Raw genomic sequence first — 15,528 nt, forward strand, 5'->3', positions numbered from 1 at the left:
GCGGTGAGCCGCAGGCGAACCCCAGCTTACCGCGCTTCACCGAATCGCTGAGGTTCGCGCGCCTTAGCTACGAAACCCCGTCGCGGGTCTCGGAGCGAACAGCTCGAGCGGAGACCGGCTCTCCCCATCGCCGGCGATCTCCCGGACCGGGGATCCGCACGCGGCACGGGCGTCCGACGCGATAATGATTCGTCCAAACGTACCTTCCCTCCCGCCGTGACCCCCATCCGTGTCTTCCTCGTCGAGGATCTCGCGTCGATGCGAGACCTGCTCAACGAGCTGTTCGCATCGTCGAAGAAGTTCCGCCTCGAAGGCATTGCCACGACGGAAGCGGAAGCCAAGCTCTGGCTCGACGACAACCCGCACGGCTGGGACCTCGCGATCGTGGACCTGATCCTGGCGCAGGGCAGCGGCTTCAGCGTGATCGAGCGGGCGCGGCAAGTGGCGGCGCATGCGCCCATCGTGGTGTTCAGCGGCTATGCGAGTGCGGGCGTGGCGCAGCGCTGCAAGAGCCTCGGAGCGACGGCGGTCATCGACAAGGCCGAAGGCGACGCCTTGCTCAAGTGGCTCGACGCGTACTTGCCGGACAGTCCGGCGGCGTGAGAATGGCGACTGCGCACGGCGGCCGTTCTGCGATCCGCAATCGCCCCGAATAGCACTTCCCGGTTAAGCAAACAACGTCATCCCGGCGCAGGGACTCGGCGTTAAGCTTGAGTTGTCGCAGCAGCGACACTGGGCCACGCCAATGTCGTGGCGGGTCGGATCGGCGGCTTGGATATTGGGCGGGCCATGCACCCGCGTACCAGGAGTTGGGGGTGAGCAAGAGATTGATCGACCGGTGCATCCAGGCGAGCGAGCTGTGCGCGCTGGCCTGCGAGGCCGCGCTCGCGACGGACAACGCGTACACCAGTCCGGGCACCGACCCGTACAGCAGGCCGCACCTCGCGATGGTCTCGTGCGCGTCCGTTTGCGGACTCGTGTCGCGCGCCTTGCGCGAGGGCGACGCCGACCTGGAACTCCTGCGCTGGTGCGCCGAGATGTGCATGGCGTGCGCGACGCCGCAGATGCCGCCGGGCGTGAACAGCGCGGCGTGGAGCCTGGTCGTGCGGGTCTGCCGCCGCTGTGCCATGGAATGCAATGCGCTCATCGATGCGGTCACGAGCTCGGCCCGCACGGCCATCGACGCCACGCGCGATTCCGGCTTCCAGGTGCTGGCCGACGAATAAACCGGCGTCGGCCGCGCGGGCTGTCGCATTTGGCGCAATGCACACGTCGGTGTTTGCATGCGCGCCACACTTCACTGGCGAGGGCACGCGCACGCCGGTATAACAGTGGCGAGAGCATTGCAGTGGAGGATGCCATGGCACAAGCAACCGACTCGGAACAGTTCCCGGAAGAGAACGCAGCGAACTACGTCAACGGCCGCTTCGACCCGAAGGGCGCCGAGGCGCTGCGCGAAAGCTTTCGCCGGCAGGCCGAGGTGCAGGCCAAGCTGAGTGCGGAAAGCCGCACGCAGGCGCAGCGGCATCGGCCGCAGCCCGGTAACGCACGGTAAGAGGCTGCGGCCACCCGCCTCGCGCAGGCGAGGCGATGCGAGCTTCCGGCCGCGGAGCCTCCGTGCACGTCACTCGGGCATGCGAGCGCCCATGTGGTCCTGCATGGCACCGGGCCCGTCGTCCCGGTGCGCCGGCGGTTCGCTGCCTGCGAGCACGCCGACGATGCCGAAGATGGCCGCGCCCAGCACCAGCTCCGCTGCCACGGTCCGCCAGAGCCGCCGCGCGGCGACGAGCCTGTGCGCAGGATCGGAGGCGAGCAGCGGGGTCAGGCGCAGCCGGTTGTTCGCGGCCAGTGCGAGCAGGACTGCGAACAGGACGATCTTTGCCAGGATGAGCCGTCCGTAGCCGGTGTCCACCAGCGCCTGCAGGCTGCCCACCATCATGCGGCCGTTGAGGAAGCCGCTGACCGCGAGGACGGCCACGGCCAGCACGCCCATGCCGGTGAATCCGCGTGCCGCCGCCAGCGCCAGCGCATCCCATGGCGCTGCGCCCGCGCGCGCGCGGGCCAGGACGAACAACAGCGGGGGCAGGCAGCCGATCCAGACGGCGGCGGCGGCCAGGTGCAGTGCGTCGGCCACGACGTGCGAGGCCGGTGCGGCCGTGGCGTGTCCCGCGAACACCTGCGAAACGAGCAACGCCGCAGCGAGCGCGAGACCGATGGCATCGCGGCCGCTCGCGCGCGCAGCGCGGGGCCGCGTCCAGGCCAGCCAGCCTGCGAGCAGCAGCAGGAGCGCGCAGCGAACGAGCCAGACGTGGCCGAAGCGTGTCTGCGCCAGCACGAGTTCGAGCACGCCGGGCCGCAGCGCTTGCGCCATGCCGAGTCCGCTCATGGCCATGGCCACGGGCGCCAGCCAGGCCAGCCAGGTCGCGAGTGCGACCCAGGTCGCGTAAAGGCGCAGGCGCGCGAGCCAGTCCGACAGCGCCGCGTGCTGCGGCTGCGGAACCCGGCGCAGCGGCAGGACCAGCAAGGGGAAGGCCAATCCGCCGATGAGGACGGCTACGGCGCCGAGGTGCAGCGCGCGGACGAGCGCGATCAGGTCCAAGCCGTGCCCCTGTTCACTGCGGCGCCGGGCTCAGGGGCCGACGCGAAACACGAAGTCGCCCTGCGTGACGTGCGTGTCGATCGAGACCGCGCGCCAGTGCACGGTGTACACGCCCGGCGCGAGGGGCGGCAGCGAGACGCGCAGCAGCGCCTTGTTGTGCGCATCCAGGTGCGCGTCGGCGCGGTCCACGCGCCGGCCGCTGGCGTCGAGCACCGTGAGCGTGCTGAACGCGATCTCGAGCGGCTCGTTGAACCACAGCTTCACCTCCGCGGGCGCGGCTTGCACCTGCGAGCCGACGCGCGGCTCGGCGCGCTCCAGGAAGCCATGCGCATGGGCAGCGACGGCCAGCAGCGCCATGCACGCGCCCGCGATGCAGCGTCGCATCGTGTTCACCTGGCCCCTCCCGCCATCGGATGGCCGAAGGTGCCCGGGAACAGGTCGTCGAGGAAGAAATGCAGTTGCGCGAGCACGCCGACCCCATGACCGCTGCGGCTGTTCATCGGGATGACGGCCTCCAGTCCCAGTTGCACCTGCCGGCCGGCCCACAGCACGCCGGGGTTGATGGTGCCCGTCGTGCGGCGATCGTCGACGCGGTCGAGCGGCCTGGACATCGTGAACTCCACGATAGGAACCATGCGGTCGAAGGGCGCAGCCAGGCCCACGTCCTTCACCGCCGACTGCAGGTAGGGCACGCTGTATTCCACTGCGAACCCGAACTGCAGGACATGCGGATGGTGTTCGACCTCGCTCGTGGCCAGTCCCGTGTCGGGGTCCACGCCGGTCGTCGTGGTGCTGGCGCGCGACGGGATCCCCACGCCCACCGTGCCCGTCACCGCGAAGGGCCGCAGCGCGGGCGTCGCGAGGTCGCCGAAGCCCTTGCCGAAGTACACCGTGGGGGTGATGGTGCTGAAACGCTCGGCGCCCACCGAACTGCTGCCGGTGCCGCCCACGTCCCAGTCGGCGCCGATCGACAGGATCGTTTCGTGCGGCGCGTTGGTGTACAGCTGGTACTTGGCGCCGATCGAGACGTTGTCCCAGCCGGAGGCCGTCGGCTGCCCGTCCGGCGCGATGCGCAGACGGCTGGCGCCGAACGCGAGCCCGAAGTCCGGCGTGATGCGCCGGGCGAAATCGATCGCGGCGGACGTCTGCCGGGTGCCCGGAGTGTCACCTTGCGCACTGCTGCGGGTCGAGGTGATGGTGGGGAAGGACAGTTCGTCCGCCACGAACGGGTCGTCGGTCGCGAGCGTGGCCGGGAAGAAGCGCTGGCCGACCAAGCCGTGGGCCTGCGCCAGCGCGGGGAGCAGGGCGGCGGTCGTGACCAGCGGAAGCAGCATCGGCCGGGCCGAGCGGCAGACCGAGCGCAGCACGGAAGCACGAAGGCCGGTACCGCCGGCGCGGCTGCATGCCTCGAACGGGCGCGAGCTTTCTTTCATTGCGGGTGTCTTCTGGTGGGCCGCCATTCTCGCCGGAATGCGGCGGACGGGTCGTTGCGCGTCGGACGCAGCGCCAGCGCCGGCTCGCCCTGCTCAGTCCAGCGTCTGGACCCGCACCTGCGGCAGCAGCCGCTGCACATCGTCCGGCCGGCACAGAGCCGTGCCGCTCGTGAGCAATGCCGCGGCCGACGCGGCGATGCCCTGCGCGAGGGCAGCGGCGAAGGCCTCACCGCGCGAGATGGCGAGGACCAGCCCGGCCAGGATGCTGTCGCCCGCGCCGATCGTGCTGGCGACGGTCACGGGGAGCGCGGGCGCGAACCACGCATGCTGCGCGGTGACGAGCAGTGCGCCGCCGGCACCGAGCGACAGCGCGATCACCTCGGCGCGTCCGGCCTCGACGATGCGGCGGCACGCCGCGAGTTGCTGCTCGCGCGTGTCCAGGGCAGCGCCGCTGAATTCGGCGAGCTCGCGCAGGCTGGGCTTGGCGAGGAACACGCCGGCCTCCAGCGCCCGTGCCAGTGCGGGTCCCGAGCTGTCGACGGCCAGCCGCACGCCGCCCCGCGCGAGCCGCGTCGCCAGCCGCGCGTAGAAGTCCTCCGGCACGCCGGGCGGCAGGCTGCCGCTCGCGACGGCGAGGCCGCACTGCACCGGCACGGTCGCAGCCGCATCCAGGCAGGCTTGCCACTCGGCTTGCGCGAGCGTGGGTCCGGGCAACACGAAGCGCCAGTCGAGACCGGTGGCCGTCTCGTGCACGGCGAAGCTCTCGCGCGTCTCGCCTGCGATGGCGATCGCCTGCGTGGAGACCCCTTCGGCCTGCAGCAGCGACTGCAGCTGCGCGCCCGTGACGCCACCGGCCGGATGCAATGCCAGCACGTCCGCGCCATGGCGCGCCAGCACGCGAGCGACGTTGATGCCGCCGCCGCCCGGGTGCACGACCGGGGAGGCGCAGCGCAGCTTGTGCGTGGGCTGGACCCGCTCCACCGTGGTGAAGAGGTCCAGCGCCGGATTCATCGTGACGGTGAGGATGCCGGTCATGGGAGGGCAGTCCGCTCCCTGGCTAGGACCTACTCACGCTCGATGTGCGGCGGCGACTGGCCTTCGGCCGGCTCGCCCGTGTCGGGGTCCAGCCACTCGTTGATGCCGATCTCTTCTTCGGCTTCGCGCAGCGTCTCCGCAGGGTCCAGGCTTTCGGCGTCGGCAAGCTCGCCCGCGTCGACTTCCGGCGCGGCGGGGTGGCGCGGTGGGACGGGTGACTTCTTCGGCTGGCGCCGGGCTGGCTGCTTGCGCTTGTCTGTCATGGTGCCTCACGATCGAGCACAGCATGCGCGTGCCGCTTGAGCCGCGTCAAGGGCGGTGCAGGCAAAGGGCGACTGGCGGTACACCTGCCGCCGCTGCGGGGGATGCGCTCGACCGGCCGGACACCTGGCGCCCGCAGCTCAGGGCTGCTGCGGATAAGCGCGCGCGAACGCCGCCAGGAAGGCATCGAGCCGGTCCGCGGGCAGGTGGTCGATGCCGGCGGCGGCCGCCCGGCCGCTGCCGCCGAACAAGCGGCACAGCGTGTCGGCGTCGCGCGGCTGCGTGCGCGGCGCGCGTACGCTCACCATCCAGCCGCCGGCCTGCGCAGCGCGCAGCACAGCATGCGCCCGCTCCGGCTCGCGCTGGCTCAGCACGTTGGCAAAAGACCCGGAGACGCGGCGGGCCCACGCCGCGTCGGGCAACTTCCAGGCACCGGGTTGCGGCAGGCGGATGGCGTGCGCATCGGCGCAGGCGAGGTCCTCGCCGCAGCGCGCAACGAGAGCGGCCGCCACCGGCTCGCGCGCCAGGAACTCCAGCGGCTCGGCGTAGGGCTGCAGGCGTACGAACAGCTCAGCGGGCGGCAGCAGCACGTCGTGCAGGTCGTCCCCGTAGGCGTTGTAGTTGATGGCCTCGCCGAGCCGGCGCAATGCCTGCACGTCCTCCGCCGCCAGCCCCAGCGTCTGCGCCAGCGTGCCGGCCGGCTCGGGCAGGTTGTCGCCGAAAGCGCCGACGATGGCCCAGGCGCGTTGCCGGCCGGCCAGCTGGCGATCGACGATCAGGCTGGTGCAGGTTCCGGACTCCGTGGCGATGGTCGCATGCAGCCGCGGATGCGAGGGCAGCTCGCCCGCATGGTGGTGGTCGAAATATTCCACGTCCACCTCGCGAGCCAGCAGCGCCAGCAGCGCGGCGCGGTTGCGATCGAGGGAGACGTCCAGAACCGTCACGGTGTCGCCGGCCTGCGCCGGCACGCGCGCGAGCAGCCCGATGTCGCGCTTGACGCCGGTGACCAGCGTGGCCGTGCGGGGCTGCACGAGCCGCAGCTGCTGCAGCGCGCAGATCCCGTCGGCATCGCCGTTGAACACGTCGAAGTGGGCCACGCCCGCATTCTCGCGTGCCGTCCCTTGATCTGCATCATCTCGCCGTTCCGGCTGCTGCCTACGCTGCGGAAAAGCCAGCAAGGAGCCCTCTCATGGACAGCATGCTCGTCGTCTGCTACTCGTACACCGGCACGGCGCGCCGCGTCGCGCAGTTGCTCGCCTCGCATCGCGGCTGGCCGCTGGGCGAGGTGATCGACCCGCAGCCGCGCGGCCTCCTGCGCTGCGTGCTCGATTCGGTGCTGCGGCGCCATCCGCCCGTCACCTACCGCGGCCCCGATCCGGGCGACTTCCGCTGTGTGGTGCTGGTCGCGCCGGTCTGGATCGGCCGGCTGCCCGGGCCCATGCGCAGCTTCCTGGTGCAGCACCGGCAGCACCTGCATCGCGTCGCGGTGATCGTGGCGCAGCACGCAAGCGGGGCGGACAAGGTGTTTGCCGAGGTCACGCGCATCCTGGGCCATGCGCCGATTGCCAAGGCCGCGTTCCTGCAACGGGAGATCGAGGACGGATCGGCGACCGGCGCGTTGCTCGCGTTCGGCAACGCGCTGCAGCCGCCCTCGGCGGTGCGGCCGCTGCAAGGCGTGCCGCGCACCGCGTCGGCGGCCTGAAGCGCTTCAGGCGTGCAGCGAGCGCACTGCGGCGAACACGTCTTCCGTGTTCACCAGGTGCTCGCCGCAGGCCATCATTTCTCCCTGCATTTCGGCGGCGGCGCCGGCCAGGTCCATCCAGCAGCGCAGGCCGCGTTCCCAGGCGAAGCGCAACCCGTCCACCTGGGTCTCCATGAGCTGGATGGGATCGGGCTGGCGCTGCAGCCGCTCGGCCGCGGGCGACTGGTGCCCCAGCATGTCGTGCAGCGCATCCATCTGCAGCCGGTTCATCTGCTGCATGCCCCGCGACAGCACGCCCGCAGCCTCGGTGCCGACCGACATCCATTGGCGGCCGAAGTCGAACACCGGACCCAGGGCCACCGAGGGCGCGGGGCTCTCCTGGGCGTTGGGGGCGGCGGGCTTGGTGCGTGCGCGGGTCATGACTGTTCTCCGGAGTAGGCTGGCGGTGAGCCGCAGGCGAACCCCGGCTTGCGGTGCTTCACCGGGTCGCTGGGGTTCGCGCTGCTCACCGCCAGCCTACGCGAGGTCCCGTCCCGAGGTTGAAACCGAATGCGTAGGCTGCAGCGCTCGGGCCGCCGCCCGCAAGCCGGCGCCTTACTGGATGGCGATGCGGCGGCTGTCGGCCGTCGCGGCCTTGGGCAGCTCGAGCGACAGCACGCCGTCGGCGTACTTCGCCTGGACCTTGGACGCATCGACCTCCTGGCCGAGCGAGAAGCTGCGGGCGATCGTGCCGTAGTAGCGCTCGCTGCGCAGCACCTTGCCACCTTCGCCCTTCTCCTCCTTCTCGCTCCTGGTCTGGGCTTCGATGCTCACCAGGTTGCCCTCGACGCGGACGTTGATGTCTTCCTTCTTCACGCCGGGGAGGTCGGCCTTGACGCTGTAGGCCTTGTCGCTCTCGCTGACGTCGATGCGCATCTTCAGCTGCGGCTGGTCGGTCTCGAACACGGAGGGGGAGAAGAAGCGGCGCAGCGCAGTCTCGAAGCTGTCCCCGAAGCTCGGGTCCAGCAGGCGAAGGTTGCTCATGATGAAGTCCTCACTGGGTGATGGGTGAACGTGGCGATGGAGCCGCCACTGCGTCCAATGTAGGAAGGGGACCTCGCGCGTGCCTTGACGTGGCGCAAGTGCGATGGCACCACGCGGCTGGCGCTAGCGTCGCCGCCAGAACATCACGCAGCCCAGCGCGGCAGCCACCAGCACGATGCCGGCCCATTGCCAGCCGGAGAGCACCTCGCCGAGCAGTCCCATGCCCGCCGCGATGCCGACCACCGGCACACCGAGGCTGAAGGGTGCGACGCGGTTCGCCGGGTGCTTCTTGAGCAGCGCGGTCCACATGCCGTAGGCGGCGATGGTTGCCACCCAGCCGAGGTAGGCCACGGCCGCCCAGCTCCAGGCGTCCGCCTGCAACCAGTGCCAGCGCGCGTCGGGCGCATCCAGCCAGAGCGACAGGCCCATGAACGGCAGCACCGGGACCACGCTTGCCCACACCACCAGGCTCAGCGGATCGAAGCCGGTGCTGGCGGCTTGCGCCTTGCGCGCGACGATGTTGGACGCGCCCCAGCACGCGGCCGAGCACAGGTTCAATACCAGCCCGACCGCGGTGACGGACCCGGCCGCGGCGACCGCGTGCGGCAGCAGATACGGCAGCGCGAAGCAGGCCAGCGCCGCGGCGGCGAGCGCGAGCCCGACCTGCAGCGGGCGCGCGGGCCGCTCGCGCAGCAGCACGAAGCCGAAGATCGCGGTGAAGAACACCTGCGTCTGCATCAGCACCGACGCGAGCGAGGCCGTCATCCCCGCACGCAGGGCCGTGAACAGGAACCCGAACTGGCCCAGGCCCTGCGTGAGGCCATAGAGGACGACCCATTTCCAGTGCAGTCGCGGCGGCCGCACGAAGAACAGCAGCGGCAGCACGGCGAACAGGTATCGGCCCGCGCCGAGCTGCAAGGGCGTGAAGTGGCGCAGCGCCGTCTTCATGACGACGAAGTTCGTGCCCCAGATCACGACGATCGCCAGGGCGGAGAGCAGTTCGCCGCGGGTGAAGGGGCGCGCGGCCGACGCGGCATGCGCGCTCGACCTTGCTGTGCTTGCGGGTGTGGGTGCGGGCTGGGCGGACATCTGGATCCGTCGCCGATCGGGCGACGACGGGCCCAGCATAACCGCCGCCGCGCCAGGCTGGAGAGCGCGCGGCGCGCTTACGGCGCCAGCCCCGCCTGCCGCACCACTGCACTCCACTTCTGTGCTTCGTCGCGCACGTAACCCCTCGCAGAAGGGCCACACCTTGATGCTGGCTTGCCGCATCTGCACGCAGGACGTGCCGCGATCAGCCGGTCGCTTCCGCTTCGATCGTCTCGTCCGGCAGCTTCAGCACGCCGGCGTTGAAGTCGTACTCGAACACTTCGCCGTAGCGACCCCATTCGATCGCGATCTCCAGCGTGCGCTCGGCTTCCTCGGCTTCGAGGGCCTCTTCCAGCAGCTGGATGAAGCGTTCTTCCTTCAGCGTGCCCGACGGCTCCGCCTCCAGGTCCTTGCGGATGCGCGCGGCAAGCGGCACGTGCGTGAGCAACTGCTGCCCGAAGATCTCCTGGCGCAGCGCCTGCCCGGCTTCGGCGAAACGCTGGCCGAGCGGGGTCAGGGCGATGTCGCCCTTCTCGACCTGCGCGAGTCCCAGCAGGCCGAGCGCTTCGTACGTGGGGAACAGTTCCTCGTCGGGCAGTTCCGCCTCGTCCGCGAGCTTTGGCAGGTCCGCACGGCCGAGGAAGGGCGGGTCGGCCAGCAGCTCCAGCACGGCCTCGATGCGACCGACGTCCGTATCCGGCAGCCGGTAGTCCACCTGCGGTGCGACGGTCGCCAGCACGGCGGGCGCCGGGGCCGGCCGCATGGTCATGAGGCCGTACACCTCGTCGATCAGCGTGCGCACCTGCGCCGAGTCCACGTTGCGCGGCCGCGGCACATCGATGACGTACTCGCTGCGGATGCGACCCGGGTCGCTGGAGAGGATGATGATGCGGTCGGCCATCATCACCGCCTCCTCGATGTTGTGCGAGACCACCAGGATGCCCCGGGTCGGGATGCTCCCGCTGTCCCACAGCTCGAGGATGTCGGTGCGCAGCCCTTCGCCCGTGAGCACGTCGAGTGCGGAGAAGGCTTCGTCCATCAGCAGCACGTCGGGGTTCGTGACCAGCGCCCGCGCGATGCCCACGCGCTGGCGCATGCCGCCCGACAGCTCGCGCGGCAGCGCGCCGCCGAAGCCGCCGAGGCCCATGAGTTCGAGCATCGCGTCGGCGCGCTGCTGTCGCTCGTCCGCCGCGACGCCTTGCGCTTCCAGTCCGAGCTCCACGTTCTGCTGCACGGTCAGCCAGGGGAAGAGCGCGAAGGACTGGAACACCATGGCCACGCCGTCCACCGGTTCCACGATGGAGCGGCCGCGGTAGCTCACGCTGCCGCCATCCGCAGGAATCAGTCCGGCCATGATGCGCAGCAGCGTCGACTTGCCGGAACCCGACTTGCCCAGCAGCGCGACGATCTCGCCTTCCACCAGCGTGAAGTTCACGCCATCGAGCACCCGGCGGGGCGCACCGTCGGCCGTGCGGAACGACTTCGACACGCCCTGCAGGTCGAGCAGGGACTTCTTCATCGACGGTTGCTTCATCGGCTGCGATCCTCGGCCAGCAGGTACAGGCGCCGCCAGAAGAAGCGGTTCAACAGCATGACGAACACGCACATGACCCCGATCCCCAGGGCCGTGCGATGGAAGTCACCGGCATCGGTCATCTGCTTGATGTAGCTGCCCAGGCCGTCCGCCACCAGCGAAGTCTTGCCCCAGGTCACGTATTCCGCAACGATACTCGCGTTCCACGAACCGCCGCTGGCGGTGATCGCGCCCGTCACGAAGCTCGGGAACACCGCCGGCAGGTAGATGCGTTTCCATTTCAGCCAGCCCCTCACCCCGAGGTTGTCGGCCGCGAGCCGCAGCTCGTTGGGCAGGGTCGACGCGCCCGCAACCACGTTGAACAGGATGTACCACTGCGTGCCGAACACCATCAGCGGGCTCAGCCAGATGTTGGGGTTGAGGCGGTACGTGACCAGCACATAGACCACCAGCGGGAACATCAGGTTCACCGGGAACGCGGCCAGGAACTGCGCGAGCGCCTGCACCTTCTGCGAGTACGCCGGGCGCAGGCCGATCCACACCGAGATCGGCACCCACAGCACCGAAGCCAGCGCGATCAGCACGAGCACGCGCGCGAGGGTGATGAAGCCCAGGCCGATCACGTGGAAGGTCTCGCCCCAGCCGACGACGCCGTGCACGTAGAGAAAGAAGGCCAGGCCGGTGGCCACGGCGATCAGCAGGAGGGCGAAGTCCCACATGCGGCTCCAGACGAGGCTGGCGGCCGCCTGCGGCGCGGCCACTGGCGCGTCCTGCCTGCGCGGCGCGCTGAACCAGCCCAGGGCGCGGCGCATGCGGGCCCAGAAGCGGTCGGTGATGGCGCGCACGAGGGCGCTGCGGCGACCCCAGTCCAGCAGCCACGAGTTCTGGGCCGTGTCGCCCTGCGACTCCTCGAAGCGGAACTTGTCGGCCCACGCCAGCAGGGGCCGGAAGAACAGCTGGTCGTACAGCAGGATGCCGGCCAGCATCGCGACTATCGCCCACAGGATGGCGCGGCCGTCCTCGTGCGCGATCGCCACCGCGATGTAGGCGCCGATGCCGGGCAGCTTGATGTCCTGGTTGGCCACCGAGACGGCTTCGGCCGCGACCAGGAAGAACCAGCCGCCGGACATCGACATCATCATGTTCCACAGCAGGCCGGGGGTGGCGAAAGGCAGCTCCAGACGCCAGAACCGCTGCCAGCCGGAGAGCCGGAACACCCGCGCCGCCTCGTTCAGCTCCGGCGGGATGGTCTTGATCGACTGGTACATGCTGAACGCCATGTTCCAGGCCTGCGAAGTGAAGATCGCGAAGATCGCGGCGCATTCCACACCCAGCAGGTTGCCGGGGAACAGCGCGATGAAGGGCGCGATGGCGATGGCCTGGAAGCCGAGGATGGGCACCGACTGCAGCACGTCCAGCAGCGGGATCAGCATCTTCTCCGCAGCGCGGTACTTGGCGGCGAGCGTGGCGAACACGAAGCTGAAGAGCAGCGAGCACGTCAGCGCCATGAACATGCGCAGGATCGTCCGCAGCAGGTAGTAGGGAAGTTGCACCGGATTTAGCGAGATCGGCGTCGGCTGGCCCAGGACGAAGGGCCGCGTCATCTGCGCCGCGCCGAACGCCAGCGCCGCGAACACGCACAACACGATGGGCAGCAGCGCCCAGTCCCACCGGTTGGGCGTCGTCGCGAACAGGGAAGTGCCGGTGCGGCGGGAAGAAAAGATGGTGAACATGCTGGCGCCCGGATCTTGCACCAAGTGCCTGACGCCGCGCCTTCGCAGGCGATCGTGGAATGTCCGCATTGCCGGGTGCACGCGCGTCCGCTCCAATGCGCCCACAAGGAGACATGCATGCGAACACTCGCGCGCGCCGCCGCCGCCCTCGTGCTGGCGGGGCTCACCATGGCCGTTGCGGCCCAGACCACCGACCTCCCGCACCAACCCGTGCGCATGGTGGTGACCTTTCCACCCGGAGGCAGCGCCGATGCGGTGGTGCGCATGATCGTGCCGCGCCTGACCGAGAAGCTCGGCCAGCAGGTGATCGTCGACAACCGGCCGGGTGCGGGTGGCAACGTCGGCCTCTCGCTGGTGGCCAAGGCGCCGGCCGACGGATATACGCTTGGCGTCGGCGCGGCCGGTGCACTGTCGGCCAACAGCAGCCTGTATGCGCAGATGCCCTTCGATCCGCTGAAGGACTTCCAGGCGGTGTCGGGGCTCGCGGCGATTCCGTTCGTGCTGGTGGGCAGTCCGACCCTGCCCGCGCACACGCTGAAGGACCTGCTCGCGCTGGCCAAGGCGCAGCCGGACAAGTTCTCCATCGCGCACGGCGGCAACGGCACGGCAATGCATCTCTCGGCCGCGCTGCTGGCGCAGATGGCCGACGTCAAGCTCGTGCAGGTGCCGTACAAGGGCTCGGGTCCGGCGGCGCTCGCCGTGCTCGCGGGCAACGTGCAGCTCGCAGTGGTGGACCTGCCGGCGGCACTGCAACAGATCCGCGCGGGCAAGCTGGTCGCGTACGCCGTCACCAGCCCGCGCCGCCTGCCGCAACTGCCCGACGTGCCCACCGCGTCCGAGGCGGGGCTCGCCGGCTACGAGTCGATCGGCTGGTTCGGCGTGGTCGCGCCCGCGGGCACGCCGCCTGCCGTGGTGCAGCGGCTCAATGCGGAGATCACGGGCGCCCTCAACGACGAGGCGATCCGCACGCACATGCGCGACCTCGGCGTCGAGCCCATGCCAACGACGCCGGAAGCCTTCGAGGCCTACATCCGTTCCGAGACGACAAAGTGGGCCAAGGTGATCCACCAGGCCAACATCAAATTGGACTGAGCCCATGAATGTGCTGGACACCGACGTCCTGGTGGTGGGCGCTGGCCCCGTGGGCCTGACGCTTGCGATGGACCTCGCCGCGCGCGGCGTGCAGGTAGTGATCGCCGAGATCCGCCGGTACGCCGAGCCGCCCAATGTGAAGTGCAACCACGTCGCGGCGCGCACCATGGAGCGCTTCCGCCGGCTCGGCGTGGCGGAGAAGCTGCGCGATGCGGGGCTGCCGGCGGACTATCCCAACGACGTGGTATTCCGCACCAGCGTCACCGGCACCGAGCTCACGCGCATTCCCATCCCGTGCCGCGCCGATCGCTACACGTCCAGGGAAGGCCCGGATACCTGGTGGCCAACGCCGGAGCCGCCGCACCGCATCAACCAGCTGTTCCTGGAGCCCATCCTGCTGGAACACACGGCGGCGCTGCAAGGCGTGACGCTGTTGAACCGCACGCAGCTCACATTGTTCGCGCAGCGCGAGGGCGGCGTCGAAGCGACGGCGCTGGACCTGGACACCGGCGCCGAGCGGCGCATCCGCTGCCGCTACATGGTCGGCTGCGATGGCGGCAGTTCCACCGTGCGCAAGGCGATCGGTGCGAAGCTGGAAGGCACGCCCGTGATCCAGCGCGTGCAGTCCACCTACATCCGCGCGCCGCAGTTGCGCGCCATGATTCCGGGCAAGCCCGCGTGGTCGTATTACTCGGTGAACCCGCGCCGCTGCGGCACGGTGTTCGCCATCGACGGGCACGAGACCTGGCTGGTGCACAACCACCTCAATCCCGACGAGCCGGACTTCGACACGATCGACCGCGACTGGGCCATCCGCCAGATCCTCGGCGTCGGTCCCGATTTCCAGTACGAGGTGCTGTCGAAGGAGGACTGGGTGGGCCGCCGCCTCGTGGCCGACCGCTTCCGCGACCGCAACGTGTTCATCGCCGGCGATGCGGCGCACCTTTGGGTGCCCTATGCAGGCTACGGCATGAACGCGGGCATCGCCGACGCGCTCAACCTCTCGTGGCTGCTCGCGGCACGCCTGCAGGGCTGGGGCGACGAAGCCATCCTGGATGCGTACGAGGCCGAACGGCAGCCGATCACCATGCAGGTGTCGAACTTCGCCATGGACCACGCCGCCAAGATGATCAAGGCGCGGCGCGCGGTGCCCGCGAACATCGAGGCCCAGGACGCGGCCGGTGCGCAGGCGCGGCGCGAGGTGGGCGAGGAGGCGTATGCGCTCAACGTGCAGCAGTTCTGCTGTGCGGGGCTCAACTTCGGCTACTTCTACCAGGGCTCGCCCATCATCGCCGGCGACGGCGAGACGCCACCCGCGTACACGATGGGCGACTTCACGGAATCGACGGTGCCGGGTTGCCGCGCGCCGCACTTCTGGCTGGCGGACGGCCGCTCGCTGTACGACGCGTTCGGGGCCGGCTACACCTTGCTGCGCTTCGACGTGCGCGCGGACGTGGCGCCGCTGCAATCGGCGGCGCGCGAGCGCGGCATGCCCTTGACGATCGTCGACGTCGCCGGCGTCGAGCCACCCGCCGCGTACCGGCACGCCCTGCTGCTTTGCCGCGACGACCAGCATGTGGCCTGGCGCGGCGATGCGCTGCCGGCGCACGCGAGCGGGCTGGTGGCGATGCTGTGCGGGGCAGGGCGCAGCTAGTCGCGCCCCAGCAGCCACTCCACGGCGGCGGGTTCGTCCACGAATACCGCCAGGTTCACCCCGGCGCCTTGCGCTTCCTTCCGGCTGATGCCGGTGGCACGGTCCGGCAGGACCAGCGACGCGATCCGGTCCATGTGCGCGAGGTGGCGGGCGACGGCCTGGCCGATCGCCACGTGGTCGGTGACCGATTTCAGCGTCGAGATCTCCCGCAGATCGAACAGTCCGCGCGCGACCGGCCAGGACCTTGTCTCGGGGCCCATGAGCTCGACGAAGGAGAGGAACTGGCCGAGCGACGGGTCGCCCTGCAGCGACACCAGGGAGTAGCCGCTGCGGTGCTCGATGCGGTGGTGCAGGGACATCAGCGCATTCTGGC

18 protein-coding genes are annotated in these 15,528 nt (G+C 70.1%); 6 read left to right on the forward strand and 12 right to left on the reverse strand.

All coding sequences use genetic code 11. From position 1 onward, the window contains the following. Positions 1–216 precede the first annotated feature (216 nt). From JJB11_RS14660 to JJB11_RS14670, 3 genes are all read left to right on the forward strand, one after another. Entirely contained in the window at positions 217–603 is a 387-nt protein-coding gene (locus JJB11_RS14660) for a response regulator (protein ID WP_201172519.1), read from the forward strand. Positions 604–815: 212 nt separating this feature from the next. Next, a complete protein-coding gene (locus JJB11_RS14665; RefSeq protein WP_201172522.1) occupies positions 816–1,226 on the forward strand; it encodes a four-helix bundle copper-binding protein in 411 nt (136 codons plus the stop codon). Between the two features lie 134 nt (positions 1,227–1,360). After that, complete coding sequence (locus JJB11_RS14670; protein ID WP_201172526.1) at positions 1,361–1,555, forward strand: hypothetical protein; 195 nt, start codon at positions 1,361–1,363, stop codon at positions 1,553–1,555. A gap of 69 nt (positions 1,556–1,624) precedes the next feature. On the opposite strand, the gene JJB11_RS14675 is transcribed toward JJB11_RS14670, so the two are convergent. The 6 genes from JJB11_RS14675 to JJB11_RS14700 all read right to left on the reverse strand — a co-directional run bounded on the left by JJB11_RS14675 (position 1,625) and on the right by JJB11_RS14700 (position 6,425). Then, a complete protein-coding gene (locus JJB11_RS14675; RefSeq protein WP_201172541.1) occupies positions 1,625–2,599 on the reverse strand; it encodes a CopD family protein in 975 nt (324 codons plus the stop codon). Between the two features lie 30 nt (positions 2,600–2,629). Then, positions 2,630–2,983, reverse strand: a complete 354-nt coding sequence (locus JJB11_RS14680; RefSeq protein ID WP_201172543.1) for a copper resistance CopC family protein — start codon at positions 2,981–2,983, stop codon at positions 2,630–2,632. Between the two features lie 5 nt (positions 2,984–2,988). After that, complete coding sequence (locus JJB11_RS14685) at positions 2,989–4,032, reverse strand: hypothetical protein (protein ID WP_201172545.1); 1,044 nt, start codon at positions 4,030–4,032, stop codon at positions 2,989–2,991. Between the two features lie 93 nt (positions 4,033–4,125). Continuing rightward, a complete protein-coding gene (locus JJB11_RS14690; protein WP_201172547.1) occupies positions 4,126–5,067 on the reverse strand; it encodes a 1-phosphofructokinase family hexose kinase in 942 nt (313 codons plus the stop codon). Positions 5,068–5,096: 29 nt separating this feature from the next. Then, a complete protein-coding gene (locus tag JJB11_RS14695; RefSeq protein ID WP_201172748.1) occupies positions 5,097–5,330 on the reverse strand; it encodes a hypothetical protein in 234 nt (77 codons plus the stop codon). Between the two features lie 138 nt (positions 5,331–5,468). After that, positions 5,469–6,425 (reverse strand): acetyltransferase, encoded by a 957-nt coding sequence (locus JJB11_RS14700; protein ID WP_201172549.1) that lies wholly within the window; start codon positions 6,423–6,425, stop codon positions 5,469–5,471. A gap of 92 nt (positions 6,426–6,517) precedes the next feature. On the opposite strand from JJB11_RS14700, the gene JJB11_RS14705 reads away from it, so the two are divergent. Next, a complete protein-coding gene (locus JJB11_RS14705) occupies positions 6,518–7,030 on the forward strand; it encodes a flavodoxin family protein (protein ID WP_201172552.1) in 513 nt (170 codons plus the stop codon). 6 nt (positions 7,031–7,036) lie between these two features. Here JJB11_RS14705 and JJB11_RS14710 read toward each other — a convergent pair whose 3' ends face one another. The 5 genes from JJB11_RS14710 to JJB11_RS14730 form a co-directional block, all read right to left on the reverse strand. Next, entirely contained in the window at positions 7,037–7,450 is a 414-nt protein-coding gene (locus JJB11_RS14710; RefSeq protein ID WP_201172555.1) for a phasin family protein, read from the reverse strand. A gap of 174 nt (positions 7,451–7,624) precedes the next feature. Further along, on the reverse strand, positions 7,625–8,053 hold the full coding sequence (locus JJB11_RS14715; protein WP_201172557.1) for an Hsp20/alpha crystallin family protein: 429 nt from the start codon (positions 8,051–8,053) through the stop codon (positions 7,625–7,627). A gap of 123 nt (positions 8,054–8,176) precedes the next feature. After that, a complete protein-coding gene (locus JJB11_RS14720; RefSeq protein ID WP_201172559.1) occupies positions 8,177–9,142 on the reverse strand; it encodes an EamA family transporter in 966 nt (321 codons plus the stop codon). A gap of 205 nt (positions 9,143–9,347) precedes the next feature. Continuing rightward, positions 9,348–10,676 carry an ABC transporter ATP-binding protein gene (locus JJB11_RS14725; RefSeq protein WP_201964856.1) on the reverse strand — a complete coding sequence of 443 codons (1,329 nt, stop codon included), beginning with the start codon at positions 10,674–10,676 and terminating at the stop codon, positions 9,348–9,350. Continuing rightward, positions 10,673–12,409: an ABC transporter permease gene (locus JJB11_RS14730; RefSeq protein WP_201172561.1), complete on the reverse strand. Its 1,737-nt coding sequence runs from the start codon at positions 12,407–12,409 to the stop codon at positions 10,673–10,675. The genes JJB11_RS14725 and JJB11_RS14730 overlap by 4 nt, the downstream gene beginning before the upstream one ends. Before the next feature lie 117 nt (positions 12,410–12,526). On the opposite strand from JJB11_RS14730, the gene JJB11_RS14735 reads away from it, so the two are divergent. Both JJB11_RS14735 and JJB11_RS14740 read left to right on the forward strand, forming a co-directional pair. Continuing rightward, positions 12,527–13,501, forward strand: coding sequence for a Bug family tripartite tricarboxylate transporter substrate binding protein (locus JJB11_RS14735; protein ID WP_201172564.1), 975 nt, complete (start codon positions 12,527–12,529; stop codon positions 13,499–13,501). Between the two features lie 4 nt (positions 13,502–13,505). After that, positions 13,506–15,155 carry an FAD-dependent oxidoreductase gene (locus tag JJB11_RS14740; RefSeq protein ID WP_201172565.1) on the forward strand — a complete coding sequence of 550 codons (1,650 nt, stop codon included), beginning with the start codon at positions 13,506–13,508 and terminating at the stop codon, positions 15,153–15,155. Here JJB11_RS14740 and JJB11_RS14745 read toward each other — a convergent pair. After that, positions 15,152–15,514 (reverse strand): hypothetical protein, encoded by a 363-nt coding sequence (locus tag JJB11_RS14745; protein ID WP_201172567.1) that lies wholly within the window; start codon positions 15,512–15,514, stop codon positions 15,152–15,154. The two genes, JJB11_RS14740 and JJB11_RS14745, sit on opposite strands and share 4 nt — an antisense overlap. Between the last annotated feature and the right edge of the window lie 14 nt (positions 15,515–15,528).

Source organism: Ramlibacter ginsenosidimutans, assembly GCF_016654015.1.
Taxonomy (GTDB): domain Bacteria; phylum Pseudomonadota; class Gammaproteobacteria; order Burkholderiales; family Burkholderiaceae_C; genus Ramlibacter; species Ramlibacter ginsenosidimutans.